We start from the raw sequence: 25,497 nt of genomic DNA on the forward strand, positions 1-25,497 counted from the left end.
TCAGGGCCTCAGCTCGATCACGGTCTTGCCGATGCGGATCGGCACGCCCAGCTCGACAGGCTGGGCGCGCGTGAGCTGCTGGTCGGCAAGGTACGTGCCGTTCGTGGAGCCGAGGTCTTCGATGAACCAGCGGCTGCCCTGGGGGAACAGTCTGGCGTGGCGTCCGGACGCGTAGTCGTCCTCGAGCACGAGCGTGGCCTCTTGGGCGCGGCCGAGGAGCACGGGGACGCCTTCGAGCGGAATGCTCGTTCCGGACAGCGGGCCCTCTACCACGACGAGCTGTCGGGCCTGCTGGCGGGCGGGCGGCTCGGCGAGCTCCGGGTTCCGCCGGACCTGGCGTGCGGTCGGTGCGCCGGTCTTGTTGCGGCTTCCGATCGCGAGGTCACGGCGCATGGCCCCCACCACGCTGAAGACCAGAACCCACATCAGGGCCAGGAAGCCCAGTCGCAGAGCGGTGAGCGTCAGCTCGTTCACGCGTTTCCTCCCCGGGATGCCGGAAGCATGCGGAAGATGATCTTGGTGCGGCCCATCGTGATGGCGGTGCCGTCGTGGAGCTCCTCGCTGCCCACGAGGCGGTGGCCGTTGATGTAGCTGCCGTTGGTTGAGCCCAAGTCCACGGCGAAGGTGATGCCCCCGTCCGTGCGGATCTCGAGGTGGCGGCGCGAGACGCCCGTGTCGTCGACGACGATGTCGGCTTCAGTCGATCGGCCTAGCACAACGGAGTCAGCGTTGACCGAGTACCGCTGCCCATCGATCTCCAGCACGGGGGACAGCGCGACCGGCGGCCTCGAGGGGGCTACCGGGACGTTCGGGCGGGACTGGCCCCTCTCGGTGCGCGATACGACCTCGAACTCCCCCGCCTTGAGCGCGGCATCGTGGCGGAACGAGAAGCGCACCGGGCCCTGCAGCGTGTAGTCCTGTGACCGGGCGTGCTTGACCGCGACGTCGCAGAGCTCTTCGGCGAGCGGCTGGCCCCACGTCCGGGCCCGCTCGAAGTCCTGGTCGGAGAGATGCGCCTCGAACACGTTGGGAGCGAGCGTACGGCCCTGGTCAATCGAGAAGGCCTGGCGGTCCATTTCGCGGCGGAGCCGGCTCGCGATCTCGACGGGCTGGACCTGACCCTTCGAGCCGGTGGAGAAGACACCGTGGACGGCCTTCTCGATGCCGCGTTCAAGCCTGTCGAGCAATCCCATGCCCTCTCCCTTCCGTACTCACTTGCGTGCTGTCGCGTTGGTTCGTGCGACGTTGGGCGTAGTTCTCCCGCGTCCGCACTCGTTCGAGCAGGATGCGCAGTCCTCACCCGATACTACTGGGCGGCTCTGGGTCCCGCCTGAACGGTACCGTTCCGGACTCGTAACGATGGATTGACGGCGGAGGAGTCCGTACCCGTCCCGCTGGTGCCGCGCGCTGGACCCTCTGACCGCGGCTGACAGCGGTGCCCGATCCCGCGATTTCGCAATCCGCGATCGGCTCGGCTATGCTGGTTCTCGCTGCTTTCACGGGTTCAGGGGTGTTTTCCTGCCGCGGAGGTGTTGCGCGCGAGTGGCGGAACGGCAGACGCGCTGGCTTCAGGTGCCAGTGTCCGAAAGGGCGTGCGGGTTCAAATCCCGCCTCGCGCACCGCACGCGGAGGGCCCCGGTCGATGACCGGGGCCCTCCGCGTTCTCCGGCCTTCACCCAGAATTCACTTCGACCAGATTGTCACTCGCCGGGGGCGTCATCAGTCCTTGAGCCCGATCGGCCGGATGAGCACCCGCAGCGGGGTGACGACCCACCGCTGGTGCGTCTCGCGGAATTCCGCGTGGCTCGAGAACTCGTACGGGGCGGACCGTGCGCGGATCCAGCGGGGCCGCTCGCCGCACCCAGGCGGCCCAGTCGCCCGAGGTACCGGACGGGGATGTGGATCGGGCTTCAGAAATCGTCTGAACGAGATGTCCGAAGCTCCATGCGCGGCCCGGTCCGCCGGGGAGGTGCTGCTCAAGGCGTGGCAGGGTTTGTCCATGGCCCGGCGACCCGCCTCCGCCGGTACCGGTGATCACATGCTCAGGGGTACCGCCCGCGGCGTGGTGGTGCAGGGCTGAGGAGTGAAGGAGCCGCAGATCCTCCGGCTACTGGAACGGCGTCAGCGAGAACGCCTTGAAGGCAATGCCGCCCGAGACATGGAACGGCGTTCCCACCTGTACCCCGTAGCACTTGGCGGTCACGGACAGTTTGGTGTCCGCGGTGAGTCTGATGGAAGTGGTGTTCGTCGTCGGCGACGAAAGCGGAACCCCATTCAGCTTGACATCGAAGAAGAAGTCACCCCCGGCAGTACGGCAGTCTGACGACGAGATCGTGTTGAGGATCGGATCCAGCGCGAAGACCGTCCCCGCCGGAAGGACCTCGCTCCCCGTGATGGTCGCCTCGAGGGCGTAGTAGGTGGTCGAGCCGGAGAATGACCAGAACCGCTCGCTCCCACCGGCCGGTCCCGCTGGACCCTGCGCCCCCGCTGGACCCTGCGCCCCCGTAGGACCGCTGGGACCCTGCGGGCCAACGCTGTTCCAGCTGATCGCCTGATCGTGGGTCGCGCACTGGGGCTGTGTGGTCCCGACTGAGCCGAGGGTCTGGCCCGGAGTGAGGCACGCATAGAACGTCTGCCCTGCGTTGACGCTCGCCGCCACTGCCGCAGGGACGAGCGCTGCGCCCGTCACGAGGAGCGCAAGCCCCGCACCGATCGCCACGCGGTGGGCGCCGATGAGCCGCTGGATGACTGTCACGTCTGTCCTCTCTGAGTCACGTCGCCATCGCATGCCGATGGCGCCTCCAGCCCGACGCCTCCCCGCACCGATGCCGCTGCCCCGAGACAGTGTGTCCACACGCCTTTATAGTGTCGCCCTGCACAATGCGCAATGGTCCGGCCTGACCCGACTGGGAGGTGCGCGAAACGCGGCACCCGCCTTATCCAGGACCTGCCCAAAGAGTTCGAGGGCTGGGGCGTTCCGAGGGGACCACGCTCGAAGGCGAAGACCCGTCATCTGTCCTTGAGCCCGATCGGCCGGATGAGCACCCGCAGCGGGGTGACGACCCACCGCTGGTGCGTCTCGCGGAATTCCGCGTGGCTCGAGAACTCGTACAGGGCGGACCGGGCGCGGATCCAGCGGGGCCGCTCGCCGTCGAACGGATCCTCGCGCAGGAGCCTGAGCATGGCGGGGTCCGCGTTCAGGAGCTTCATGAGGAACGTGTAGAACCATTCCTCGTGCACGGTGCGCAGCGGCAGGAACCACATGAGCCAGTCGAGCCGCAGATGGTAGGGCGCCCACTGCCGCGGGATCCGCTCCGGCTCACCGGGCTTGCCGCGGAACCGGTACTCGCGCCACTCGGCGTCCTCGGCGGGTACCGTATCGAGCGTTCCCTCCACGACGATCTCCACGCGGTTCTTGGTCACCGAGCCGAAGGCCCCGTACGTGTTCACGAGCTGCCACCGGTTGAAGGAGGCGTTCATGAGCTGCTGCCTCGAGACGAGGTTCTTCGCGGGCCACCACGACAGCACAAGCAGGAGCAGTGACGCCGCGAGCACGACGGCGACCCACACCCAGGCGGACCAGTCGCCCGAGGCGGGCCACGCCGTCATGCGCCCTGTGTTCTCGGGGGAGGCGGCGTTCCACGATGCCGACGAGAGGTCCGCTGGCACGAAGGGGAGCACTGCGTGCAATGCGGAGTCGCCCATGGCTGCGAAGGCGAGGATGATCGCTGACCAGTTGAGCCACGCGAAGTTCCCCGAGAGCACGAGCCACAGCTGCGTCACGACGACCACCGCCGCCGCGACAGATCCCACGGGCTGCGGGAAGAAGAGGAAGAACGGCACAACGAGCTGTGCGACGTGGTTCCCCACGACCTCTGAGCGGTGCATCCATTTCGGCAGGAGATGGAACTGCCGGCTCAGCGGGCCCGGCATGGGCTGCGTCTCGTGGTGGTAGTACAGCGCGGTGAGATTGCGCCACTCGGCCCCGCCGCGGATCTTGATCATCCCTGCGCCGAACTCGAGCCGGAACACGAGCCACACGAGAAGGATGAGGACGGGCCGCGGAGGCGGGACCTGGTCCGAGCCGAGGAACGCGACGGTGAATCCCGCCTCGAGCAGGAGCATCTCCCACCCGAAGCCGTAGAACGTCTGGCCCACGTTCACGATCGACATATACAGGGCCCACAACACGAGGAACGCCACGAGGGGCACCCACCAGGGTCCCATCTGTGGGACGCCGACGACCAGCAGCCCCGCGACCACGAGCCCCACGGCGCACACCCAGCGGAACAGCCGGTCAGAGTAGCGGAAGCGGAAGAGGCTTGGGCGGCGCAGGCGATGGAATCCCGCGAGGTACTCGGGGACGGGCAGCAGGCCGTGTTCGCCCACGAGCGCGGGGAACTGGTTGAGGCTCGAGAGGAACGCGACGAAGAAGAGGGCCGCGACGCCGCGCTGCAGCATCCAGCGGGCCACCTCGGAGTCGGTGGCTGCGAACCAATCCGTGAACCAGGACACTGCGTCCACTCCTCAACGCTACGCCGGGGCCCCGCCCACAGGGAGAGGCGGTAGGCTCTATCCGCCGTGACCAGTGACCCCCCGCCCGCGCCTTCCGTGCCCGGCACCGCGCACGACGCCGGAGCCGCGCCCGCCGCTGCCCACACGCCGTCGCGTCTACCTGCTCCCGCGCGCTTTGCACATCCGTTCTCCCCAAGCGTCCTGACGCTCGTGTTCGCCGGCGGGATACTCGGTGCGCTGTCACGCTGGGCGCTCGGCACCGTGATCCCGGCCCCGGACGGCTGGCCCCTCGCCACGCTCCTGATCAATCTGGCCGGGGCCCTCGCGCTCGGTGGGCTTCTCGAGTCCCTGGCCCGCCGCGGGCCGGACGTGGGCCCCCGCCGCCTCGTGCGCCTGACCGCAGGGACCGGGTTCCTCGGCGCGTTCACGACCTACTCGACGCTCGCCGTCGAGGGCTCGCGCCTCCTCATCGCCGGCCGCGCGGCCGACGGCGTGTGGTACCTCGCGCTGAGCCTGCTCGGGGGCGCTGCGGCGACCCTCGTCGGGGTTGCTGGAGCAGCGTGGCTGCACCGCGAGGACCGGCGCGGCCTGGCCGCCGAGGCCCACGTTGCGGCGCACCCCCATGGCGGCGGCCACGCCCGCCCCACGTCTGAAGGCCACGTTCTGGAGGTCACCTCAAGTGACTCCCAGAACGTGACCCCCAGACGGAGTGCGGAGCGCCAGCCGGGCCCCGACGGCATCTCGGAGGATCCCCGGTGAACCCGGCCGAGGTGCTGCTGCTGGGAGTTGCGGGCGGGCTCGGCGCCGTCGCGCGCTATGTGCTCGACACCGCGGTGAGCCGCCGGGTGAAGGCCCCGCTGCCCGTCGCCACGATTTCCATCAACGTGAGCGGGTCGCTGCTCCTGGGCCTCATCGCCGGTGCCGTGCTCGCGGGCGCCGATCCGGCGCTGCAGGCGGTGCTCGGGACGGGGTTCCTCGGCGGGTACACGACGTTCTCGACCGCGAGCTACCAGAGCGTGAGCCTCGCGCTCAGCGGGAGGTGGGCGGCCGCCGTCGTGAACGGGGTCGGAACGCTCGCGCTGTGCCTCGCGGCCGCGCTCGGCGGACTCGCGCTCGGCGGCGCGCTCACGGTCTGAGCCCGGGCGCACGACGGCGCGCGACCACTCCTGCGGGATCAACGCCCCGCGGAAGTGGCCACGCAAGCCGTCTCGACTAGGCGATCTCGCCGGTCGGGACCATCACGGCGCGTGCGAGCGTGTGGAAGAAGATGTTGAAGCCCAAGAACGCCGGCGATGCGTCTGCCCCGACGCCGAGGTCCTCGACGTCGAGGGCGTGCACGGTGATGAAGTACCGGTGCGGCCCGTGCCCGGAGGGAGGGGCGGCGCCGACGAACTGCGCGGTGCCGGCGTCGTTCCTCAGCTGGAACGCGCCAGTCGGCAGGAGTTCGCCGGACGCGGTCCCTGCGCCCTCGGGCAGCTCGGTCACGGACGCCGGGATGTTCACGACCGCCCAGTGCCAGAAGCCGGATTGGGTGGGCGCGTCGGGGTCGTAGACGGTGACAGCGAAGCTCTTGGTGCCCTCGGGGGCTCCCGACCACGAGAGCTGGGGCGAGATGTCCTCACCGCCGGGAACGTCGAACGCCCCGGAGTACTGCGGCGCGGGCCAGGGCTCGCCGTCCGCAGCCGTGGTGCTCGTGACGGTGAAGGCCGCCGTCGGCGGGATGCGGTCAAACGGATCGTTGCCACTCATCGTGACTCCTCTCTCCGGTGTGAGGCGTCTGTGCGAGGCGACAGACACCTTCGCGTCCGATCTTACGGAGGGTACCGACGAGCCGCGGGCCGGTCGAAGCGGTCAGGCTGACCGGGACGCGTCGCGTGTCCGCAGCGCCCGGAGCACGACGACGGCAGCCGCCGCCATGAGCACGGCTGCGATGGCGGACGTGGAGGCCACGCCGGAATCGAACGCGCGGCGGGCGGAGTCCAGGAGCGCTCCGGCGGCGTCCGGGGGGAGGAGGCTCGCGGCGTCGACCGCTCCGCCGAGGGTCTCGCGGGCCTGGGCTGCGGCCTCGGCCGGGAGCCCCGCCGGGACCTGGACTCCGAGTCGGTAGGCCGCGCCGAGGATACTGCCGAGGATCGCCGTGCCGAGAACGGCGCCAAGCTCATAGGCGGTCTCCGAGATGGCGGACGCCGCGCCGGCCTTCGCGGGCGGCACGGAGGCGAGGATGAGGTCGTTGGAGAGCGTCTCCGCGAGTCCCACGCCGACGCCCACCACCGCGAAGCCCGTCAGGAGCGCAGGCATCCACCCGTCTCGCCCGAAGGCCAGGACCACGGCGTAGCCCGCGGCGTTCATCACGAGGCCCGCGACCATGACGGACGCCGCCGAGAACCGCGAGGCCAGCCGCACCGCCGCAAGGCCCGCAACCACCGAGAGGGCGGCGCCAGGAAGCATGAGGAGGCCCGCGTCTAGCGGACTGGCCCCCGCCACGAGCTGCAGGTGCTGCGACAAGAAGTACATGAAGCCCACGAGCGAGAAGAAGCTCACGAGGTTCGCCCCGATGCTCGCGCTGAACACGGGTCGCGCGAACAGCCGCACATCCAGCATGGGCCGTTCCCTCGTGAGCTGGCGGCGCACGAACGCTGTCCCGAGCCCCAGGCCCAGGAGGACGGCAGCGGCAGCCGCGGGGCCGCCGTCGTGCGCGATCTCCTTGATACCCCATACGAGGGCGACGGCGGCGGTCACCACGAGTGCGATGCTCACCGGATCGACGGGCGACGGCGCGGGGTCGCGGGATTCGGGCACGAGGACAGGGGTGAGGAGCAGCGCCGGGACGAGCATCGGCACGGCGATGAGGAAGATGGAGCCCCAAGGGAAGTGCTCGAGCAGCACGCCGCCCAGCAGGGGTCCGAACGCCGCACCCCCGGAGTAGACCGAGGCCCAGATGGCCACGGCGAGGCGGCGTTCGCGGGCGTTGTCGAAGATGTTGCGGATGAGCGAGAGAGTGGCGGGCATGAGCATCGAGCCGAAGATGCCGATCGCCGCGCGCGCCGCGATGAGCTGGCCCGCAGTGGTGGCGAACGCGGCCGCGACGGAGACGATTGCGAAGCCGGTCGCGCCGATGAGGAGGATCCGGCGGCGGCCGATGCGGTCGCCGATCGAGCCCATCGGCACGAGGAGGCCGGCGAGCACGAGCGCGTACACGTCCACGATCCACAGCATCTCGGTAGAGGTCGGCTTGAGGGCGAGGGAGATCGCGGGCACCGCGAAGCCCAGCACCGTGTTGTCCACCGAGATGAGCAGCACGGGGATCATGAGCGTCGCGAGTGCGAGCCAGCGGCGTGTGCTGGTTGATGTGGCTGATGCCTGGACCTGAGGCGTGGTCTGGTTCATCGGAGGCTCCCTTGAACGTTGATCCGATAACTATACCGACTAGACGGTATAGTTACAACTCCACGTACAGTGGGCCTATGCCCAGACCCCCGAAGGCCCGAGCGGCGATCCTCGAGGCGTACCGAGAGCTCCTCGTGTCCGACGGCGAGCGCGCCGCGACGATGGACGCCGTCGCTGCAGCGGCGGGCGTCTCGAAGGGCGGGCTCCTCTACCACTTCAAGAACAAGGACGCGCTCGCCGAGGGTCTCCTCGTCTGGCTGCGCGAGGCCGCCGCGGCGGACCGCGAGCGGATGGCCGCCGCCGAGGAGGGCCCGTCGCGATATTTCGTCCGGACGTCGGTGAGCACGGGCTCGGACCTCGATCGGCTGTTCGTCTCCGCCGTGCGCCTCGCCCAGGCCGGGCACGCGGGTGCCCTGAGGGCGCTCGAGGAGCTCGACGCGGCGTGGCTCGGGATCATCCGCGACGAGGTGGCAGACCCGGCCGTGTCTGCCGCGGTCATGCTCATCGGCGAGGGGCTCTACTACTACTCGACCCTCGCGGGGACATGGCCCGAGGAGGCCTTCGGGACGACGGTCGAGGACCTGCTCGGCGTCGTCGACCGCCTGCGGGAGGCGTGAGGGGGCGCATCTGTGCGGATCCCCAGCAGTCATTTCACTATCTTGACGGTCGTCATGCGAGTGATAGAGTGAGTGGTATGTCCCAGACCACACCTGAAGAGTTTGCCGGCGTCCGCAAGATCGAAGACTCCGTCCGAACCGACTTCCGCGGCGCCATGACCTACGGGCGCTACCTCGCGCTCGACGAGCTCCTGCACGCCCAGCGCCCGCAGAGCCAGCCCGAGCACCACGACGAGCTGCTCTTCATCGTCCAGCACCAGACGAGCGAGCTGTGGCTCAAGCTCGTCCTGCACGAGCTTCTCGAGGCGCGTCGCCTCATGGATGCCGACGACCTCGGCAAGGCACTCAAGTGCCTCGCCCGCGTCAAGGCCATCCAGCGCACGCTGACCGAACAGTGGAGCGTCCTCGGCACCCTGACGCCCCGCGAGTACGCCCAGTTCCGTGGCTCGCTCGGCAACTCCTCAGGCTTCCAGTCCTACCAGTACCGCGCCATCGAGTTCGTGCTCGGCAACAAGCACGCGCGGATGCTCGAGGTGTTCACGAGCGAGCCAGAGGCGCACGCGCTGCTCGCCCGGATCCTTGAGGAGCCCACCGTCTACGATGCGTTCCTGCGGCTCGTGGCCCGCAGCGGCTACGACGTCCCCGAGGACATCCTGACCCGTGACGTGCGTGAACCGTGGACTATGCGCGAGGACCTCGTGCCCGTCTTCCAGCGGATCTACGAGGAGGATTCGACCCCGTGGGGCCTCTACGAGGCGTGCGAGAGTCTCGTAGACCTCGAGGACAACTTCCAGGCCTGGCGCTTCCGCCACCTCCGCACGGTCCAGCGGACCATCGGCTTCAAGCGCGGTACCGGCGGCTCCTCTGGCGTCGACTTCCTCAAGCGCGCGCTGGACCTGACCTTCTTCCCCGAGCTGTACGCCGTCCGCACCGCGATCGGAGCCTGAACATGACAGACCTCAGCACCTCCACCCAGGCCGCGCACGACGGCATGCTGGGCGCCGCAGCGCTCGACGCCGCCGACCCACTCGCCCATTTCCGCAACCGTTTCCTCGGGTGCGACGGTCCCAACGGTGGCCCGGTCGTCGCCTACCTGGACGGCAACTCCCTCGGCCGTCCGCTGGCAGACACCGCCGAGCGGCTCGCAGAGTTCACCGCCGGCCCGTGGGGCCAGCGCCTCATCCGGGCCTGGGACGAGCAGTGGATGGACGAGCCCGTCCGCCTCGGCGATCGTCTCGGCGAGGTCGTGCTCGGCGCCGCGCGAGGCCAGACCATCGTCGCGGACTCGACGTCGGTCATGATCTACAAGCTAGTGCGCGCCGCCTTCGACGCGCAGGCCCCAACGGGTCGGGACGAGATCGTGGTCGATCTCGAGAACTTCCCGACGGACCGATTCATCGTCGAGGGCATCGCCGCGGAGCGCGGGGCGACGATCCGCTGGATCGAGCCCGACCCTGACACCGGGGTGACGCCGGCGGACGTCGAGTCCGTGCTCGGCCCGCGCACCGCCGTCGTGCTCCTGTCCCACGTCGCGTACCGCTCGGGGTTCATCGCCGACGCTGCTGCGATCACCGACGTTGTGCACAGTGCCGGAGGGCTCGTGGTGTGGGACCTGTGCCACTCGGCCGGGTCGGTGCCGGTCGAACTCGATGCGTGGGGCGCTGACCTTGCCGTCGGCTGCACCTACAAGTACCTCAACGGAGGCCCCGGCTCGCCCGCCCTCGGCTACGTGCGCCGCGACCTCCAGGACCGGCTGCTCCAGCCGATCTGGGGCTGGATGGGAGCCGCCGACCCGTTCGGCATGACCGACTCCTACGCGCCCGCGGCCGGGATCCGCCGCTTCATCACCGGCACCCCGCCGATCCTCGCGATGCAGCCACTCTCTGCCATGGTCGAGGTCATTGCCGAGGCCGGAATGGATGCCATCCGGGCCAAGTCCGTGCAGCTCACCGAATTCGCAGCGGTCCTGAGCGAGCGGTTCCTGGTACCCCTCGGCGTCGAGCTCGCGAGCCCCAGCGACCCCGCCGAGCGGGGCTCGCACATCACCCTCAACCACCCGCGCTTCCGAGAGGTCACCGCGATGCTCTGGGAGCGGGGGGTCATCCCTGACTTCCGCCCCCCTCGCGGGCTGCGCGTGGGCCTCTCGCCGCTGAGCACCTCGTTCGCAGAGGTTCAGGCCGGGATTGCGGCGATCAGGGACGCTCTGACCGAGCTCGCATGAGCGCCGTCGAGCAGCGCGGGTGCGGGGGCGCCGACCCCGCACCAGCCCCCTCTGCGTTCAGCATCGGGGCAGTGGATGTTGTCCACGCCACGACGGGGTTCACCGATGTCCTGCCCCGCGTCACGGACGACATGGTGTCGAGGCCCGGCAGCGCGGTCTCCCTCCTGCGGACCGTTGTGGGCTTGTACCTGCGCGAGGCTGGCGGGTGGATGCCCACAGACGCCTTCCTCGCCCTGCTCGGGGCCCTCGGCGTCCTAGTGCCGCAGGCGCGCACCGCGCTGAGCCGGGTCAAGCAGCGCGGCCTCCTTGAAGCGGAGGTGCACGACGGCGTCGCCGGCCTCGCGCTCGCGCCCGGCGCCGCCGCGATGCTCGCCCGAGGTGACCGGCGCATCCACGAGCCGCGCGCCATGGCGGCCGACGGCGAATGGTGCCTCATCGTGTTCTCGATCCCGGAGTCGATGCGCGATGCGCGGCACCAGCTCCGCAAGCAGCTCAAGTGGATCGGCTGCGGGACTGTGGAGTCGGGCGTATGGATCTGCCCGGACTTCCTGCGCGGTGAGGTCGAGGACGTCATCGGGGGGCTCGGGCTGAGCGGCCATGTCGTGCTGTTCACCGCCCGTGGCCTCCCCGCGGGACCGGTCGCGGCCGGGCAGGTGGGGCAGTGGTGGGACCTCGAGGGGATCGCGAAGCTGCACCGGGAGTTCATCGACGGGCAGTCGGGCGTGCCGGAACGCAGTGCGGGGCCGGCCGAGAGCTTCGCCGCGTACGTGGAGTGCATCGACGCGTGGCGCGTCATTCCGTACCTCGATCCGGGCCTGCCGCCTGAGCTGCTGCCGGAGGACTGGCCGGGGCCTGGGTGCATCGCCCTGTTCCGGCGCATCCGCGAGGTGCACGCGGGGCCGGCGTGGGAGTTCGTGCGCCGGGTTCTGGCTGCGTGAGGGAGGGCCGTCCAACGCCGAGTATTGACTTCCGTTCGTTTGACCGCCTGAGAAAAGGGGTAACTGTCTGATCGTTGCGTGATGCCGGAACCCGTTGGGTGCTCGTCGCCACGCGGTCACGACACGCGATCAAGGCAGGAGGACGGACACTGTGATCACCCCCGAGTATCAAAGCCAGCCTTCCGCCGCCCCCACGACAACGGTCTCCGAACTCTTGGACGTGCCGCCCGATCAGGGTGCGCCAGGGGTGTCGACCGTCGATCCTGCAGGGGGCGAACCTCCGGTGAAGGGCACCTCCGGGCATCGGCGTCCGCTCCGGAACGCGGCGATTGCCATGAGCGCTGCCTTGGCCCTCGTGGTTGCCGGTTCGGTGGTGGGCGCGCTTGTGCTGCGCTCAGCCCTCGGAATGGACAAGGTCTCGGATTACGCGGGTCCGGGTGACGGACAGGTCCAGGTCAACGTCCAGCCGGGAACCGGCCTCGTCGCGGTGGCGCAAGAGCTGAAGCAGGACGGCGTCGTCGCGGACGCCGATACCTTCGTCCGCGCCTTTGCCGACGTCGGGGGGAAGCTCCACCCCGGCGGCTTCACCTTCAAGAAGCAGATGAAGGCCTCCGACGCGGCGCAGCTCCTCGCGGACGACAATTCGAAGGTCATCTACTTCGCGCTCAGCGCTGGGCTCCGCCTCAACGAGTCGCTCGACACCATCGCGAAGTCCGCGAGCGTCGACCGCAAGGACCTCGACAAGCTCAACGCCGAGCCCGCGCAGTTCGGGCTCCCCTCTCAGGCCACGAACCTCGAGGGCTACTTGGCCCCGGGTGAGTACCGCTTCCCCACGGGGACGGCTGCGAAGGACATTCTGGCCGCGCTCGTCTCGGCCACCGTCGAAGAACTCAAGAAGGCTGGGATCACCGATCCCGCGAAGCAGCACGAGGTGCTCACCGTCGCGAGCATCGTGCAGGCCGAGGGCGGCCGGGCCGACTACGGAAACGTGGCCGGGGCCATCTACAACCGGCTCAAGCCGAACGATCAGACCGATGGCCTCGTCCAGTCCGATGCGACCGTCACCTATGGACTTGGCACCAAGACGGTCCAGCTCACGGACGCGCAGAAGGCAGACACCAACAACGCCTACAACACCTACGTCCATCCCGGCCTTCCGCCCGGACCCATCGGCTCGCCCGGATCGAACGCCGTCGCAGCGGCAGCGCACCCGACGGCCAATGACTTCCTGTTCTGGGTGACCGTCAACCTCGACACAGGTGAGACGAAGTTCGCGAAGACGTACGCGGAGCATCAGGCCAACGTGGCTCAGTACCAGCAGTGGTGCGCGGCTAACTCCGGGAAATGCGCTTGAGCGCAGCGGCTCGCCCCTGAAGAAGCCGGTCTGCCGTCAGCGGGCGCACTATAGTCGGACACCATGGAAGAACGCGTGCTGGGTCGGACCGGCCGGACGGTGTCGCCGATTGGCCTCGGAACGTGGCAGTTGGGAGCGGACTGGGGCGAGGTCGGCAGCGCAGACGCCGCGCGGGTCCTCGACGCAGCGGCCGAGTCGGGAGTGAGGTTCTTCGACACTGCCGACGTCTACGGTGACGGGCGCGGCGAGAAGATCATCGGCGCGTGGCTCGCGGCGCACCCGGACGCCGGGATCATGGTGGGGACGAAGATGGGCCGACGCATGCCCCAAGTCCCCGAGAACTACATGCTCGCCAACTTCCGCGAGTGGCTCGATCGTTCCCGCCGCAACCTCGGCCAGGACACTCTCGATCTGGTCCAGCTGCACTGCCCGCCCACCCCGGTCTACTCTGACGACAGGGTCTTTGACGCCCTCGACCAGCTTGTCGACGAGGGCGTGATGCGGAACTACGGCGTCAGCGTGGAGACGACCGAAGAGGCGTTGACCGCGATCGCGCGGCCCGGTGTCGCTTCGGTGCAGATCATCTTCAATCCCTTCCGACTCAAGCCCCAGGAGGAAGTCCTCCCGGCCGCACAGAAGGCAGGCGTGGGGATCATCGTCCGCGTGCCCTTGGCGTCCGGCCTGCTGAGCGGGAAGTACAGTCGCAGCACCCAGTTTGCCGAGCACGATCATCGGAGCTACAACCGGGACGGCTCAGCCTTCGATGTGGGGGAGACTTTCTCGGGGGTGGACTTCGAGCGCGGTCTCGACGCAGTGGCCGAGTTTCAGGAGCTCGTCCCGGAGGGCCTGACCACTGCCCAGGCCGCCTTGGCTTGGATCATCTCCCAGCCCGGGGTTACGACGGCCATCCCGGGTGCGAGGAACGCCGCCCAAGCGAAGGCGAACGCCGCGGCTGCCGATGGCGTGGGCCGTCTGGGCCCGGAGCTCGACGGCGGTGTGCGTCGTGTCTACGAGAAGTACTTCCGCGAGGCGGTCCACCCGCGCTGGTAGCCCCGGGCGCACGACGGCGGGCCCCCCAGAGGCGTTGAGCGGCGCCTCGCGGAGGGCAGTCGGTCCGTGACGATCCCGCCCCTTGACCTTGACGCAGCGTCAACTCCTACGGTGGTAACCACAAGGAGGAACGCATGGACTGGAGCATCCAGGAAGTCGCCAGGCTAGCCGGGACAACGAGCCGGACGCTGCGCCACTACGGGAGCATCGGCCTGCTCGAGCCCAGCCGCGTTGGCCACAACGGCTACCGCTACTACGGGCCGGAGGAGCTGGTCCGGCTCCAGCGCATCCTCCTTCTCCGCGATCTCGGGCTCGGCCTCGAAGCGATCGCGGAGGTCCTCGCCAGCCAGCAGGACCAGAAGGAGGCGCTGCGCACCCATCTGGAATGGCTGCGGCAGGAACAGGGCCGGCTCGCGCGCCAGGCGAGGGCCGTTGAGGTGACGATCCAGCAGATGGAAGGAGGTGGCCAGCTCATGGCGCAGGACATGTTCGATGGGTTCGACCACACGCAGTACAAGGACGAGGTCGAGGAGCGCTGGGGCAAGAAGGCGTACGCGGACTCCGACGCGTGGTGGCGGGGCCTCGGCCCTGACGGCCAGAAGGAGTGGCAGAACCGCGTCGCGCAGCTCAACGCAGACTGGCAGGCCGCCTTCGCTGCCGGGGAGACACACGACGGCGCCGCCGCCCAGACGCTGGCTTCCCGCCATGTGCAGTGGCTCGCCGGGATCCCCGGCACGCCCGGTTACCCGGACGGCCCCGCCAAGGCCTATGTGCTGGGCCTCGCCGACATGTATGTGACTGACGAGCGCTTCGCCGAGAACTATGGCGGCCCCGAGGGCGCAGCCTTCGTCCGCGACGCTTTGACGGCGTATGCGGCCCGGGAGCTCTGAGCGAAGGTTTCGGGGCTATCCTCGGAACTGCTTGAGAAGCGAGCGCACGACGGCGGGTGCCCACCCGCCGTCGTTCGCTGTCCGCGGACGGCCGCCAAGCGGATTGAACCGGCGATACCCCTGGGGGTATGTTTGAGTGACTGGGGTCACACTGCCGATTTCCCCGGCTGTCACTGATGGCCGGCGAGTCCTTCGACAAGCGCAGCCCCTCGAAACCTGAGGAAAGGCATCACCGCGATGGGCATCCACCACAAGATCCTGATCATCGGCGGCGGCAACGCCGGATTGAGCGTGGCGGCGCGGCTGCGCCGTGCGGGCCAGAGCGACATCGGCGTGCTCGAGCCGAGCGACAAGCACTACTACCAGCCCCTGTGGACCCTGGTCGGGGGAGGCCGGGCCCCGCAGAAGGAATCGGTGCGGGACCAGGCCGCGGTCATGCCGAAGGGCGTCGCGTGGATCCGTGACGCGGCCGTCGATATCGACCCGGATGCCAAGATGGTCACCACGGCGGGCGGCGCGGAGATCGGCTACGACTACCTCGTTGTCTCCCCGGGCATCCAGCTGGACTGGGACAGGATCCCAGGCATGGCCGCGGCCGTCGAATCCCCCGGGGCGTCCAGCAACTTCCGCTACGACCTGGCCCCCAAGACCTGGGACCTGATCCGGGGGATGCGGTCGGGCACCGCGGTCTTCACCATGCCCGCCGGGCCGATCAAGTGCGCCGGAGCCCCGCAGAAGATCGCCTACCTCGCCGCGGACTACTGGCGCCAGCAGGGGGTGCTGGGAAACGTCCGCGTCGTGATGGTGCTTCCGACCCCGGGGATGTTCGGCGTGAAGGTCTTTGCCGACGAGCTGGAGCGGGTCGTGGCCAAGTACGGGATCGAGGTCCGCAAGAGCAGTGAGATGACCTCCGTGGATCCTGACGCCCAGGAGATGGTCATCACCGACCACGCGACCGGCGCCAGCGAGACCCTCCACTACGACATGCTGCACACCGTTCCCCCGCAGTCCGCGCCGGACTGGCTGAAGGCGACCGCCCTTGCCGACCCGAACAATCCCGCGGGGTACGTCGAGGTTGACAAGCACACCCTCCAGCACAATCGCTACCCCACTGTCTTCTCGTTGGGCGACGCCGGCTCGACCCCGAACTCCAAGACCGGGGCCGCGATCCGCAAGCAGGCCCCCGTGCTGGTCCAGAACCTGCTCTCCGTGATGGAGGGCCAGCCCGCCGAAGCCAGCTACAGCGGCTACGGGTCCTGCCCCCTCACCACCGCGCGCAACAGGATGCTCCTCGCCGAGTTCGACTACAGCCTGCAGCCCGCACCGAGCATCCCGCTGATCGATACGACGCGCGAGCGCTGGGACATGTGGCTGCTCAAGCGCTATGGACTGCCGTTCATGTACTGGCGGTTCATCCTTCCCGGGCGTGCCTGAGGGCGCCTCGGCGTGGCATTGACTGAACGCCGACAATAAGGCGGGCGGACGACGGCGGGTGCGCACCCGCCGTCGTACGTCCGCCTTTCCTTTAGACCGGTCTAAGAAGCTGTACATCCTCCCATGCACCGGCAGAATGAGACCGTTCCGCGGCCTCGAGGACCTCGGCAACCCGCCAGCCGTCCTCGAAGGATGGGTACGCCTGGCTCCCGTCGAGGATCGCCTGGAAGAAGTTGCGGATCTCAACCGCCTTGAGCTCGTGGAGTCCGATCGTGACGCCGGGGAATGGCCAGAACGCGGCGTAGTCGCCATGCCCGGGACCGAGCGTCACGGTGGTGCTGCCCGGGAATGCCGCGGGCTCCTCGCCGCGCAGGAACAGCTCGACCTTGTAGGAGTCCTGCTGCGAGAAGCGCACGGAGCCCTTCGATCCGAACACCTCGACGCCGAGGTCGAACGGGTGGCCGTTGGCCACCCGGCTCGCCTCGATGGTCACAGATGCGCCGGAGGCGAGGCGGCCGAGCACGGTCGCGACGTCGTCGTTCTCCACCGGAAGCAGCGGCGCGTCTGCGGCTGCCTGAGACCCGTACGAGAGCGCACCCGAGGCCTCGGGCCGCTCCCGCACCATGGTCGCGAGGTCGCCGAAGACCCGCGTGATGGGCCCGCCGAGCGCCTGCACGAGCGAGATCACGTGCGATCCGATGTCCCCGAGAGCCCCGAGGCCGGCCTTGCCGCGCTCGTAGTGCCAGGTGCGGGGGAGTGACGGGTCAGCGTTCGCGTCGACCACGAAGTGCCCCTTGATGCTCCACACGTCCCCGAGCGTGCCGTCGTCGATGAGCCTCCTGATGAGCTGCACGCCTGGGTTGCCGAGGTACGAGAAGCCCACGAGGGTGGTCACACCGGCGTCACGTGCCGCCTCCCACATCGCCCGGGCCTCCTTGGCCGTGATCGCGAGCGGCTTCTCGCAGTAGACGTGCTTGCCGGCGGCGATGGCCTCCATGGCCACCTCGTAGTGGAGCCAGTTCGGCGTCACGATGTCCACGACGTCGACCTCGGGATCGTGCACCGCCGCGTGCCAGTCGCTCGTCCAGCGGGAGAACCCGAGCTGGCGTGCGCCGGCCTCGGCACGCGCGTCGTCCACGTCGGCGAGCACGCTGAGCTCGGGCGCCGCGGGAAGCGCTGGGAAGAGCGTGGGGAGGGCCCCGTACGCGAGGGTGTGGGACTTCGCCATGAGCCCGGCGCCGATGAGGGCGACGCGGAGCCTGCGCGTGTTCTGGGTCGTTGGACTGATCGTCATCGAGCATTTCCTTATTCCGCCGCGTGAGCGGCACGTCCGGCCGCCGGAAAGACCGGCGCGGAATCAGGATAGGCCATATTGACTAGAATGTTTAGACCGGTCTAAAGTCTATTTTCAACAACATCAGCCGGTCCCTCGGCCCGAAGCAAGGACGTTCGATGAATCAGGAAGCCCCACGATGAGAGTCGGCCTCTACCTCGCCGCGCTCATGGATCTCCCCCTCCGCGACGCGCTCTCGATGGCGCACGGCTGGGGCATCACCGATGCCGAGGTCCCGGCCGGCGGTTTCAACCCCTACGGCCACTGCAACCCCGGTGCGCTCGTCGCCAGCGCCGCCGCGCGCGACGAGTTCCTCGGCCTGTTCGCCGAGACCGGGGTCAACCTCGCGATCCTCAACGCGAACAGCAACCCCCTCCACCCCGACCCCGAGGTCAGCGTTCCGCACCGGAAGGACCTCCGGGACGCGATCGTGCTGAGCTCCCAGCTCGGCCTCGACCGGCTCAACGCCATGGTCGGCAGTGTGGGCTCCGGGCCGGGCGCAACGCTGCCCACGTGGTCGCTCGTGCCGTGGGAGAGCGGGCTGCTCGAGGTCCGCGACTACCAGTGGTCCGTCGCGCTGCCGTACTGGAAGGAGACCGCGGCCTTCGCCGAGGACCACGGCGTCCGGCTCGCGCTGGAGATCCACCCGCACATGCTCACCTACAGCCCCGCCACGCTCGAGCGGTTCCTCGACGCCGTCGGGTCCGAGTACGTGGGCGTGAACCTTGATCCGAGCCACCTGTTCTGGCAGGGCATCGATCCGAACCGCATGGCCGCACGGTTCACCGGGCGGATCTGGCACGTCGCCGCGAAGGACACCGTGCTCGTGCCCGAGAATATCGCCGAGTGGGGCCTCCTCGACGACCGGTACACGTACATCCCTTCCGAGGAGAAGCCCCAGCCGCTCGGCGGCCGCTACCTCACCACCCGGCCGCCAGTGGACGGACCGTGGCACTTCGTCGCCGCCGGACGCGGGCACGACGTCGCATGGTGGACCGACTTCCTCGCCACCGTGCGCCGCGCGGGCTTCGATGGCGCCGTCTGCATCGAGAACGAGGACTGGGACCTGCCCCGCGAGGAGTCCATCCCCGTCGCCGCGCGGACGCTGCGCGCCGCCGTCGGCATCGCCGAGCCCACCCACGCCTGACCGCGTCTGGCGCACGACGGCGACCGCTCGCCGTCGTGCGCCGCCTCACCAGCCGCCGCCTCGCCGCCGCCATCAAGGAGCACACCATGAAGATCACCCTCGACCCGCTGCCCTTCCGCCACCTCCCCATCCCCGAGATGGTCCGCACCGTTGCCGACCTCGGGTACGAATGGATCGAGTTCTCCCAGCGGGACGACTTCTTCCCCTTCTACCTCTACCCGCGCGCCAACGACGCCCTCGTCCAGCAGCTCAAGGCCGCGCTGAAGGAGACCGGGGTGAAGATCGCCTCTGTGCTGCCGATCCTTCGCTGGTCCAGCCCCGACGAGGACGAGCGCCAGGCTGCCGTGCGCTCGTGGATGCGCTCGATTGACATCACCGCTGAGCTGGGGGTGGACCAGATGAACTCCGAGTTCTCTGGCCGCCCCGAGCAGAAGGAACGCAGCGAGGCCCAGTTCCTGCGCTCGATGGAGGTGATCCTGCCCCGCCTCGAGAAGGAGGGCATCAAGCTCAACATCGAGCCGCACCCGGACGACTTCATCGAGGACGGCATCGAGGCCGTGCGGATGATCCGCGGCCTCAACTCCCCCAACGTCGGGTTCCTGTACTGCGTGCCGCACACGTTCTACCAGGGCCACGAGCCGGCCACGATCGTCGAGTATGCCGGGCCTGACCTCAAACACCTGCACCTCGCCGACTCCTTCGACTACCGGGCCTCGGGCGGCCGCCGGTACCTGCTCAACCCGGCGGAGACGAACGCGACCGTGCACCAGCACCTCCCGTATGGACAGGGCGAGGTGGACCTCGACGGGTTCTTCGCAGCGCTCAAGCGCGTGGACTTCGACGGCATCGCGACCGTGGCCGTGTTCTCGCAGGAGGAGAAGGCCGTGGAGAACTCCATCTGGATGCTCGAGGAGACCAAGAAGCGCCTCGCCTGAGGTGCTCGGGCGCTCACCTAGGCTTGTCGCTGTGGATGAGGGAGTGAAACGGGCGACCATGGCCGACGTCGCCGAGGCCGCCAGCGTGTCCAAGGCGCTCGTCTCGCTCGTCTACCGCCAGCCCGAGAAGGTCAGCCCCGAGCGCCGCGCCCGCGTGCACGCCGCCGCGGAGCGCCTCGGCTTCCGGCCCAACTGGGTCGCGAGCTCGCTGTCCGCCTACCGGGGGAGCTTCGTCGGCATCCTCGTCTCGAATCTCCACAACCCGCTGTTCGCGACGATCGTCGACACCGTCCGGACCGAGCTGGACGCCGTGGGCCGCTACGGGCTCATGTCGAGCGCGGTGATCCAGGACCGGGACGGCACGTACCGGACCGACCGGCGGATCGTGCAGGCCTTCGAGGACCTCAACGCGTCGGCCCTGCTCGTCGTGGGCGTGACGCCGGACCTCGCTGACCTCCAGCGGCTGCGGCCCGGCATCCCGATCGTCGTGGCCGCCGCGTCCATCGAGGAACTGCCCCGGGCCGTGTCGGTGCGCTCCGACAGCGAGATCGGCATGCGGGCGGTCGTCGACCACCTCGTGTCGCTCGGGCATCAGCGCATCGTGCATCTCGGCGGTCAGGGCGGACCCGCGAGCCGACGGCGCGCGGAGGCCTACGCGCGCGCGATGGCGGAGCACGGACTCGCGGACCACGTGCACGTCGAGCCGGCGGAGTTCGATGAGGCGAGCGGCCGGGCTGCCGCGGAGCGCGTCCTGAGCGCGAGGCCCGGGAGCACGGCGCTCGTGTGCGTCAACGACCTCGTCGCGCTCGGCGCGATGGGCGAGGCTGCGGAGCGCGGCCTGCGCGTGCCCGAGGACGTCGCGATCACGGGCTACGACAACACGTTCCTCGCCGGCATTGCGGCCGTCGGCCTCACGTCGGTGGACACCGAGGCGCAGGAGATCGGCCGGGTTGCCGCCTCGTGGCTCGCGTCCGACGAAGCCCTCCCCGCTCCCGGCACCGAGGTGCTCATCCCGCCGAGGCTGGTGGTCCGCCGCTCGACGGCGGGGTGAGAGCGTCTCCCCGGCCCGGCCCGGCCCGGCCCGGCACGGGGTGGGCGCACGACGGCGGGTGCGCACCCGCCGTCGTCCGCGCTCCTGGTCAGCCGTCAGCCGTGCTCGGCGCCGGTCAGAGGGTGAGCAGCACCTTGGTGGCGAGCCGCTCGTCCATGGCCCGGTAGCCCTCGGCCGCCTTCTCGAGGGGGAGGGTGAGGTCGAAGACCGCGCCCGGGTCGATCTCGCCGTCCAGGATGAGCCGGATCAGCTCGGGGAGGAATTGCCGGACCGGGGCCGGGCCGCCGTGGAGGTGGACGCCGGAGAAGAACAGCTCAAGGCCAGGCAGGGCGACGTCGTGCGAGACACCCACGTAGCCCACGTGCCCGCCCGCTCGGGTTGCGCGAATGGCCTGCATCATCGACTCCTGCGTGCCGACGGCCTCAATGGTCGAGTGGGCGCCGAGCCCGTCCGTGAGCTCCCTGATCTTCGCCACGCCCTCGTCGCCGCGCTCCTCGACGACGTCCGTCGCGCCGAAGCGCCGGGCGAGTTCCTGCCGGTCGGCGTGGCGGCTCATCGCGATGATCCGCTCGGCGCCCAGCTGCTTCGCGGCGAGCACCCCGAGGAGCCCGACGGCGCCGTCGCCCACCACCGCGACGGTCTTGCCCGGCCCGGCCTCGGCGGCGACCGCGGCGAACCAGCCGGTCCCCAGGACGTCCGAGGCGGCGAGCAGGCCCGGGATCTCCTCCGGCCGCGGCGGGCGTGGCGTCGCGACGAGCGTCCCGTCGGCGAGCGGGATTCGCAGGAGCTCGGCCTGGGTGCCGAGCGCACCCATCGGCTCGCGGTGGACGCAGTGCGACTGGTAGCCGGCGCGGCAGATCTCGCACGTGTTGTCCGAGGCGAAGAACGAGCCGACCACGAAGTCGCCGACCTTGACGTTCTTCACGTCGTCGCCGACCTGCTCGACAATGCCGACGTACTCGTGGCCCATCGGGGTGGGCCGCTCCACTGGGTCCGCGCCGCGGTACGGCCACAGGTCCGAGCCGCAGATGCAGGCCGCGGCGACGCGGATGACGGCGTCAGTGGGCTGCTCGATGACCGGGTCGGCGCGCTCCTCGACGCGGACGTCCCGGGGTGCGTACATGACTACTCCACGCATGTGGGTGTTCCTTCCAGTGTGAGTTCCGCTGCGAGTTCGGGTGCGGCGGGTGGTGTGGGGCGCACGACGGCGGTCCGGCTGGTTCTGTGGGCAGTGCCGGCCGTGCCGCGGGCTGGGCGGGCGAGGAAGACGAGGCCGGCCGCGGCCGCGAGGACGATCACCGTGACCGAGACGAGGCCGAGCGGGAGGATGCTGAAGGCACCCGCGACGCCGACCAAGGGCGCGGCCACGCCGCCGAACGCGAACCGCGCCCCGCCCAGCACCGATGATGCCGTCCCCGCCATGTGCGGGTAGTCGGCAAGCGCGATCGCGGTGGACGGCGGGCTCGTCACTGCAGCGCCGCTGACCACGAGGAGCAGGGACGCCATTACGACGGCGAGGGGCACGTGCGCGAGCCCTGCGACCAGGAGCCCCGTGGCACCGGCGCCGCACATCGCCAGGCCGATCGCCAGCATCCCGCCTGCGCGCCACCGTTCGCTGAAACGGCCCGACAGGTAGCCGAAGACCATGAAGCCCGCAGAGTTCAGCCCGAACGCCATCGCGTACTGCTGGGGCGAGAGGCCGTAGATCCCCTGGAGGACGAAGGTCGCGCCGGCGAGGTACGCGAAGATCGCGGAGTTGACGAAGCCCTGCACGAGCACCGCTCCGACGAAGCCTCGGTCGGAGAGCAGCACGCGCAGGTCCCGGCCCACCCGACCGAACCCGCCAGCGGTCCGGGCCTCGTGGGGGAGGGTCTCGCGGAACCCGAGGGCGACGCTCGCGAGGATGGCGGCGCCGATGGTCGCGAGGACCAGGAACAGCCCGCGCCAGTCCATGACCGCGGTCAGGGCACCGCCGAGCATCGGTCCGACGATGGCCGCGAAGCCGCCTACCACGGTCAGGCGCCCGTAGAAGCGGATGAGCCGCGCGCCGTTGTACACGTCACGGCCGGATGCCTGCGCGATCACGATCCCGACGCCGCCCGCGAGGCCCTGCACGAGCCGCGCCGCGATGAGGACCTCAACCGTGGGACTCGCGGCGCACAGCGCCGAGACCGCCACGTAGGCCGCGACGCCGACGAGGAGCGGCCCCCGCCGCCCGAGGCGGTCGGAGAGCGGGCCCGCGATGAGCTGGCCGCCGGCAAGTCCGAACAGGCACGCCGTCACGGTCAGCTGCGCGAGCGAGGTCGCCGCCCCGAGCTCGGCCGTGAGGGCTGGGAGTGCCGGGAGGTAGAGGTCCATGGAGATGGGCCCGAAGACCGTCAGGACCAGCAGGAGGGTCGCCAGAGTGCGGCCGATGCGGGGGCCACGACCGAGCGATGCCCGGGTGGAAAGGGAAGCTGTCACCCCACCAGCACACCGTGTCCGGCCGGGCGGCGGGAGTCCCTGCTGAAAGGTGTACCGGGAGGGCACCCCTCGCCGGTCCTCAGGGACGTACGCTCTACGGCATGGACAATCGAGCCGAGGTCCGCGAGTTCCTCATGTCGCGCCGCGCCAAGCTCACCCCCGAGCTCGCCGGGATCCCCGCTGGCCCCAACCGGCGCGTGGCTGGACTGCGCCGCTCCGAGGTCGCGATGGCGGCCGGCGTCAGCGTCGAGTACTACGCCAAGCTCGAGCGCGGCACCATCGCAGGGGCCTCCTCCTCCGTCCTGGACTCGATCGCCACGGCTCTCCAGCTCGATGACACCGAACGGGCCCACCTCTTCGACCTGGCCCGCGCGGCCGACGGGATCCCCACGTCGGGGCGGGCGCGCCGTCGCTCCGACGCGAATCCCGCCACCCGGCCCAGCCTCCACTGGGCTCTCGAGGCCATCACCGACGGCGTCGCGTTCGTCCGCAACGCGCACCAGGACCTTGTCGCGACCAATGCCCTCGGCCGGGCGTTCTACTCCCCGGTGGTCGGCGAAGGCGGGCGTGTGCCCAATCTGGCCCGGTTCCAGTTCCTCGACCCGGCCGCGCGCGACTTCTACCCGGACTGGGACCGCTTCGCCGAGATGTGCGTCGCGGTCATGCGGGCCGAGGCCGGCCGCGACCCGCACGACCGGGGCCTGCAGGACCTCGTCGGCGAGCTCTCCACGCGCAGCGATGTGTTCCGCCGGCTCTGGGGGGCGCATGATGTGCGCACCCACGGTGCCGGGACCAAGCGCTTCGTCCACCCGGTGGTCGGCGAGGTGACCTTCGCGTACGAGGAGCTCGCCATCACCGCGGAGCCCGGTCACGTCCTGCTGATCTACACCGCGGAACCCGGCTCGCCCTCGGCCGAGCGGCTGCGCCTGCTCGCCTCCTGGGCGGCCGAGCATCCGGCACCCGTGTCGGCCGACCCCCGCTGAACTCCGGCGGGCGGCCCCCACTGAAGCCGGCCGCGCCAGCGGCGTGCTACCTGTTCATGCCCCGCGCGGCGACGCGCCACCGGTCCACGACGCGCCCGCCGGTGACCACTGCGACCTCGTCGACGAGGTTGACGGCCACGCACACGTGGTTCGGGATCACGCGCACGCGCTCGCCGAGGGCCGGCAGGTGAGCATCCTCGGGGAAGACCACCGTTGCGTGATGCTCCGACAGGCCCGTGATCCGGGCATCGGGGAAGTCCATGAGCCGGCCGAAGCCCGTGGCCCATGCGGGCCGGTCTCCGCCCAGGACCTTGCTGCCCGCATCGAGCACGATCCGCCGGGGAACCACCGAGTCGCCCTCGTGGCGGCTCACCACAGTGGCCGCGACGGTGAGCGCGATGTCCTCGAGCGCACACCGGCCGAGCTCGAGCTGCTGCGCATCGCCGAACACGTACACGCCCGGCCGGACCTCGGTGGTGGTGCCCGCCTCCGTGAGCAGGGCGCTCGGCGTCGAGCCGCCGCTCACGCGCGTGATCTCCAAGCCCGCGTCCGCGAGCAGCCTCGCGGCCTCACCGAGGGCACGCTGCTCCTGGGCGGCGGCCTCGGTCGGCATCCCCGGCGCGTACGAGTGGCCGGGGAACGTGAAGACGCCGGCCACCCGCAGCCCGGCATCGGCCGCGGCCCGGGCCACCTCGACTGCCTGGGCGGGCGCGACCCCGCTGCGATGGTGCCCGCTGTCGATCTCCACAAGCACCTCGATGGTTCCCGCGGCCTCGCCGAGCGCGGCTCCCATGGCCCGCGCGGCCTCGGCCGAGTCGGTCCCGACCGCGATCCGGGCCCGCCCGGCGAGCCGCCGCAGCCGCTCTGCCTGCCGCGGCCCGACCCACAGCGGATACGCGATGAACAGGTCCGTCACGCCGCGATCTGCGAACAGCTCAGCCTCGCCGATCGTGGCGACGGTCAGCCCGACCGCCCCGGCGGCGAGCTGCAGCTCGGCGATCTCGGGGATCTTGTGCGTCTTCGCATGCGGACGCAGCGCGAGGCCCTTCGCAGCGACCCCCTCGGCCATCCGGGCGATGTTCCGCGCCAGGATCTCGCGATCGACCATGATCTCCGGGGTGTCGATCTCGTGTGGGACCGTAGTCAAGGGGTTCTCCTGAGGCTGTCGGCGGGCGGTAT

General features: G+C 70.0%; 24 protein-coding genes and 1 tRNA gene. 15 read left to right on the forward strand and 10 right to left on the reverse strand.

Annotated features, from left to right (window positions below; all coding sequences use genetic code 11):
- Together AB5L97_RS00690 and AB5L97_RS00695 are read right to left on the reverse strand one after the other, a co-directional pair.
- Nucleotides 1–474, reverse strand: a complete 474-nt coding sequence (locus AB5L97_RS00690; protein WP_307958154.1) for an FHA domain-containing protein FhaB/FipA — start codon at nucleotides 472–474, stop codon at nucleotides 1–3.
- The gene (locus AB5L97_RS00695; protein ID WP_369046084.1) at nucleotides 471–1,193 is read right to left on the reverse strand and encodes an FhaA domain-containing protein; all 723 of its coding nucleotides are present in this window, start codon (nucleotides 1,191–1,193) and stop codon (nucleotides 471–473) included. The genes AB5L97_RS00690 and AB5L97_RS00695 overlap by 4 nt, the downstream gene beginning before the upstream one ends.
- 343 nt (nucleotides 1,194–1,536) lie before the next feature.
- Here AB5L97_RS00695 and AB5L97_RS00700 point away from each other — a divergent pair.
- Nucleotides 1,537–1,619, forward strand: a tRNA-Leu gene (locus tag AB5L97_RS00700).
- A gap of 488 nt (nucleotides 1,620–2,107) precedes the next feature.
- On the opposite strand, the gene AB5L97_RS00705 is transcribed toward AB5L97_RS00700, so the two are convergent.
- Complete coding sequence (locus tag AB5L97_RS00705; protein ID WP_369046085.1) at nucleotides 2,108–2,755, reverse strand: collagen-like triple helix repeat-containing protein; 648 nt, start codon at nucleotides 2,753–2,755, stop codon at nucleotides 2,108–2,110.
- Nucleotides 2,756–3,009: 254 nt separating this feature from the next.
- Entirely contained in the window at nucleotides 3,010–4,461 is a 1,452-nt protein-coding gene (locus AB5L97_RS00710; protein ID WP_423246871.1) for a lipase maturation factor family protein, read from the reverse strand.
- A gap of 120 nt (nucleotides 4,462–4,581) precedes the next feature.
- Between AB5L97_RS00710 and AB5L97_RS00715 the strand changes: the two genes are divergently transcribed.
- Nucleotides 4,582–5,274 carry a fluoride efflux transporter FluC gene (locus tag AB5L97_RS00715; RefSeq protein WP_369046086.1) on the forward strand — a complete coding sequence of 231 codons (693 nt, stop codon included), beginning with the start codon at nucleotides 4,582–4,584 and terminating at the stop codon, nucleotides 5,272–5,274.
- Nucleotides 5,271–5,651: a fluoride efflux transporter FluC gene (locus AB5L97_RS00720; protein WP_307958158.1), complete on the forward strand. Its 381-nt coding sequence runs from the start codon at nucleotides 5,271–5,273 to the stop codon at nucleotides 5,649–5,651. The genes AB5L97_RS00715 and AB5L97_RS00720 overlap by 4 nt, the downstream gene beginning before the upstream one ends.
- 76 nt (nucleotides 5,652–5,727) lie before the next feature.
- On the opposite strand, the gene AB5L97_RS00725 is transcribed toward AB5L97_RS00720, so the two are convergent.
- Both AB5L97_RS00725 and AB5L97_RS00730 read right to left on the reverse strand, forming a co-directional pair.
- Nucleotides 5,728–6,264, reverse strand: coding sequence for a YbhB/YbcL family Raf kinase inhibitor-like protein (locus AB5L97_RS00725; protein WP_307958159.1), 537 nt, complete (start codon nucleotides 6,262–6,264; stop codon nucleotides 5,728–5,730).
- A gap of 102 nt (nucleotides 6,265–6,366) precedes the next feature.
- Nucleotides 6,367–7,902, reverse strand: coding sequence for an MFS transporter (locus tag AB5L97_RS00730; protein ID WP_369046087.1), 1,536 nt, complete (start codon nucleotides 7,900–7,902; stop codon nucleotides 6,367–6,369).
- Nucleotides 7,903–7,979: 77 nt separating this feature from the next.
- On the opposite strand from AB5L97_RS00730, the gene AB5L97_RS00735 reads away from it, so the two are divergent.
- The 8 genes from AB5L97_RS00735 to AB5L97_RS00770 all read left to right on the forward strand — a co-directional run bounded on the left by AB5L97_RS00735 (nucleotide 7,980) and on the right by AB5L97_RS00770 (nucleotide 16,406).
- Nucleotides 7,980–8,519 (forward strand): TetR/AcrR family transcriptional regulator, encoded by a 540-nt coding sequence (locus AB5L97_RS00735; protein WP_307958161.1) that lies wholly within the window; start codon nucleotides 7,980–7,982, stop codon nucleotides 8,517–8,519.
- Nucleotides 8,520–8,596: 77 nt separating this feature from the next.
- Nucleotides 8,597–9,466 (forward strand): tryptophan 2,3-dioxygenase, encoded by an 870-nt coding sequence (gene kynA / locus AB5L97_RS00740; protein ID WP_369046088.1) that lies wholly within the window; start codon nucleotides 8,597–8,599, stop codon nucleotides 9,464–9,466.
- Nucleotides 9,467–9,468: 2 nt separating this feature from the next.
- Complete coding sequence (locus tag AB5L97_RS00745; protein WP_369046089.1) at nucleotides 9,469–10,740, forward strand: kynureninase; 1,272 nt, start codon at nucleotides 9,469–9,471, stop codon at nucleotides 10,738–10,740.
- Nucleotides 10,737–11,678 carry a PaaX family transcriptional regulator C-terminal domain-containing protein gene (locus AB5L97_RS00750; RefSeq protein WP_369046090.1) on the forward strand — a complete coding sequence of 314 codons (942 nt, stop codon included), beginning with the start codon at nucleotides 10,737–10,739 and terminating at the stop codon, nucleotides 11,676–11,678. The genes AB5L97_RS00745 and AB5L97_RS00750 overlap by 4 nt, the downstream gene beginning before the upstream one ends.
- 334 nt (nucleotides 11,679–12,012) lie before the next feature.
- Entirely contained in the window at nucleotides 12,013–13,032 is a 1,020-nt protein-coding gene (gene mltG, locus AB5L97_RS00755; protein ID WP_369046091.1) for an endolytic transglycosylase MltG, read from the forward strand.
- 63 nt (nucleotides 13,033–13,095) lie between these two features.
- On the forward strand, nucleotides 13,096–14,082 hold the full coding sequence (locus AB5L97_RS00760; RefSeq protein WP_369046092.1) for an aldo/keto reductase: 987 nt from the start codon (nucleotides 13,096–13,098) through the stop codon (nucleotides 14,080–14,082).
- 134 nt (nucleotides 14,083–14,216) lie between these two features.
- Nucleotides 14,217–14,972, forward strand: a complete 756-nt coding sequence (locus tag AB5L97_RS00765; RefSeq protein ID WP_369046093.1) for a MerR family transcriptional regulator — start codon at nucleotides 14,217–14,219, stop codon at nucleotides 14,970–14,972.
- A 237-nt stretch (nucleotides 14,973–15,209) separates the two neighbouring features.
- Nucleotides 15,210–16,406 carry an NAD(P)/FAD-dependent oxidoreductase gene (locus tag AB5L97_RS00770; RefSeq protein WP_369046094.1) on the forward strand — a complete coding sequence of 399 codons (1,197 nt, stop codon included), beginning with the start codon at nucleotides 15,210–15,212 and terminating at the stop codon, nucleotides 16,404–16,406.
- Between the two features lie 91 nt (nucleotides 16,407–16,497).
- Here AB5L97_RS00770 and AB5L97_RS00775 read toward each other — a convergent pair whose 3' ends face one another.
- A complete protein-coding gene (locus AB5L97_RS00775) occupies nucleotides 16,498–17,700 on the reverse strand; it encodes a Gfo/Idh/MocA family protein (protein WP_369046095.1) in 1,203 nt (400 codons plus the stop codon).
- A 178-nt stretch (nucleotides 17,701–17,878) separates the two neighbouring features.
- Between AB5L97_RS00775 and AB5L97_RS00780 the strand changes: the two genes are divergently transcribed.
- From AB5L97_RS00780 to AB5L97_RS00790, 3 genes are all read left to right on the forward strand, one after another.
- Nucleotides 17,879–18,886, forward strand: coding sequence for a sugar phosphate isomerase/epimerase family protein (locus AB5L97_RS00780; RefSeq protein WP_369046096.1), 1,008 nt, complete (start codon nucleotides 17,879–17,881; stop codon nucleotides 18,884–18,886).
- Between the two features lie 86 nt (nucleotides 18,887–18,972).
- Entirely contained in the window at nucleotides 18,973–19,821 is an 849-nt protein-coding gene (locus AB5L97_RS00785) for a sugar phosphate isomerase/epimerase family protein (RefSeq protein WP_369046097.1), read from the forward strand.
- Nucleotides 19,822–19,852: 31 nt separating this feature from the next.
- The gene (locus AB5L97_RS00790; RefSeq protein ID WP_369046098.1) at nucleotides 19,853–20,872 is read left to right on the forward strand and encodes a LacI family DNA-binding transcriptional regulator; all 1,020 of its coding nucleotides are present in this window, start codon (nucleotides 19,853–19,855) and stop codon (nucleotides 20,870–20,872) included.
- A 115-nt stretch (nucleotides 20,873–20,987) separates the two neighbouring features.
- On the opposite strand, the gene AB5L97_RS00795 is transcribed toward AB5L97_RS00790, so the two are convergent.
- Both AB5L97_RS00795 and AB5L97_RS00800 read right to left on the reverse strand, forming a co-directional pair.
- Nucleotides 20,988–22,010 (reverse strand): zinc-dependent alcohol dehydrogenase family protein, encoded by a 1,023-nt coding sequence (locus AB5L97_RS00795; RefSeq protein ID WP_369046099.1) that lies wholly within the window; start codon nucleotides 22,008–22,010, stop codon nucleotides 20,988–20,990.
- Nucleotides 21,998–23,335, reverse strand: coding sequence for a multidrug effflux MFS transporter (locus AB5L97_RS00800; protein WP_423246815.1), 1,338 nt, complete (start codon nucleotides 23,333–23,335; stop codon nucleotides 21,998–22,000). The genes AB5L97_RS00795 and AB5L97_RS00800 overlap by 13 nt, the downstream gene beginning before the upstream one ends.
- Before the next feature lie 101 nt (nucleotides 23,336–23,436).
- On the opposite strand from AB5L97_RS00800, the gene AB5L97_RS00805 reads away from it, so the two are divergent.
- On the forward strand, nucleotides 23,437–24,318 hold the full coding sequence (locus tag AB5L97_RS00805; protein ID WP_369046100.1) for a helix-turn-helix domain-containing protein: 882 nt from the start codon (nucleotides 23,437–23,439) through the stop codon (nucleotides 24,316–24,318).
- A gap of 46 nt (nucleotides 24,319–24,364) precedes the next feature.
- Here AB5L97_RS00805 and AB5L97_RS00810 read toward each other — a convergent pair whose 3' ends face one another.
- Entirely contained in the window at nucleotides 24,365–25,465 is a 1,101-nt protein-coding gene (locus AB5L97_RS00810) for a D-TA family PLP-dependent enzyme (RefSeq protein WP_369046101.1), read from the reverse strand.
- Nucleotides 25,466–25,497: the final 32 nt, after the last annotated feature.

This window comes from Sinomonas sp. P10A9, assembly GCF_041022165.1.
GTDB classification, from domain to species: Bacteria; Actinomycetota; Actinomycetes; order Actinomycetales; family Micrococcaceae; genus Sinomonas; species Sinomonas puerhi.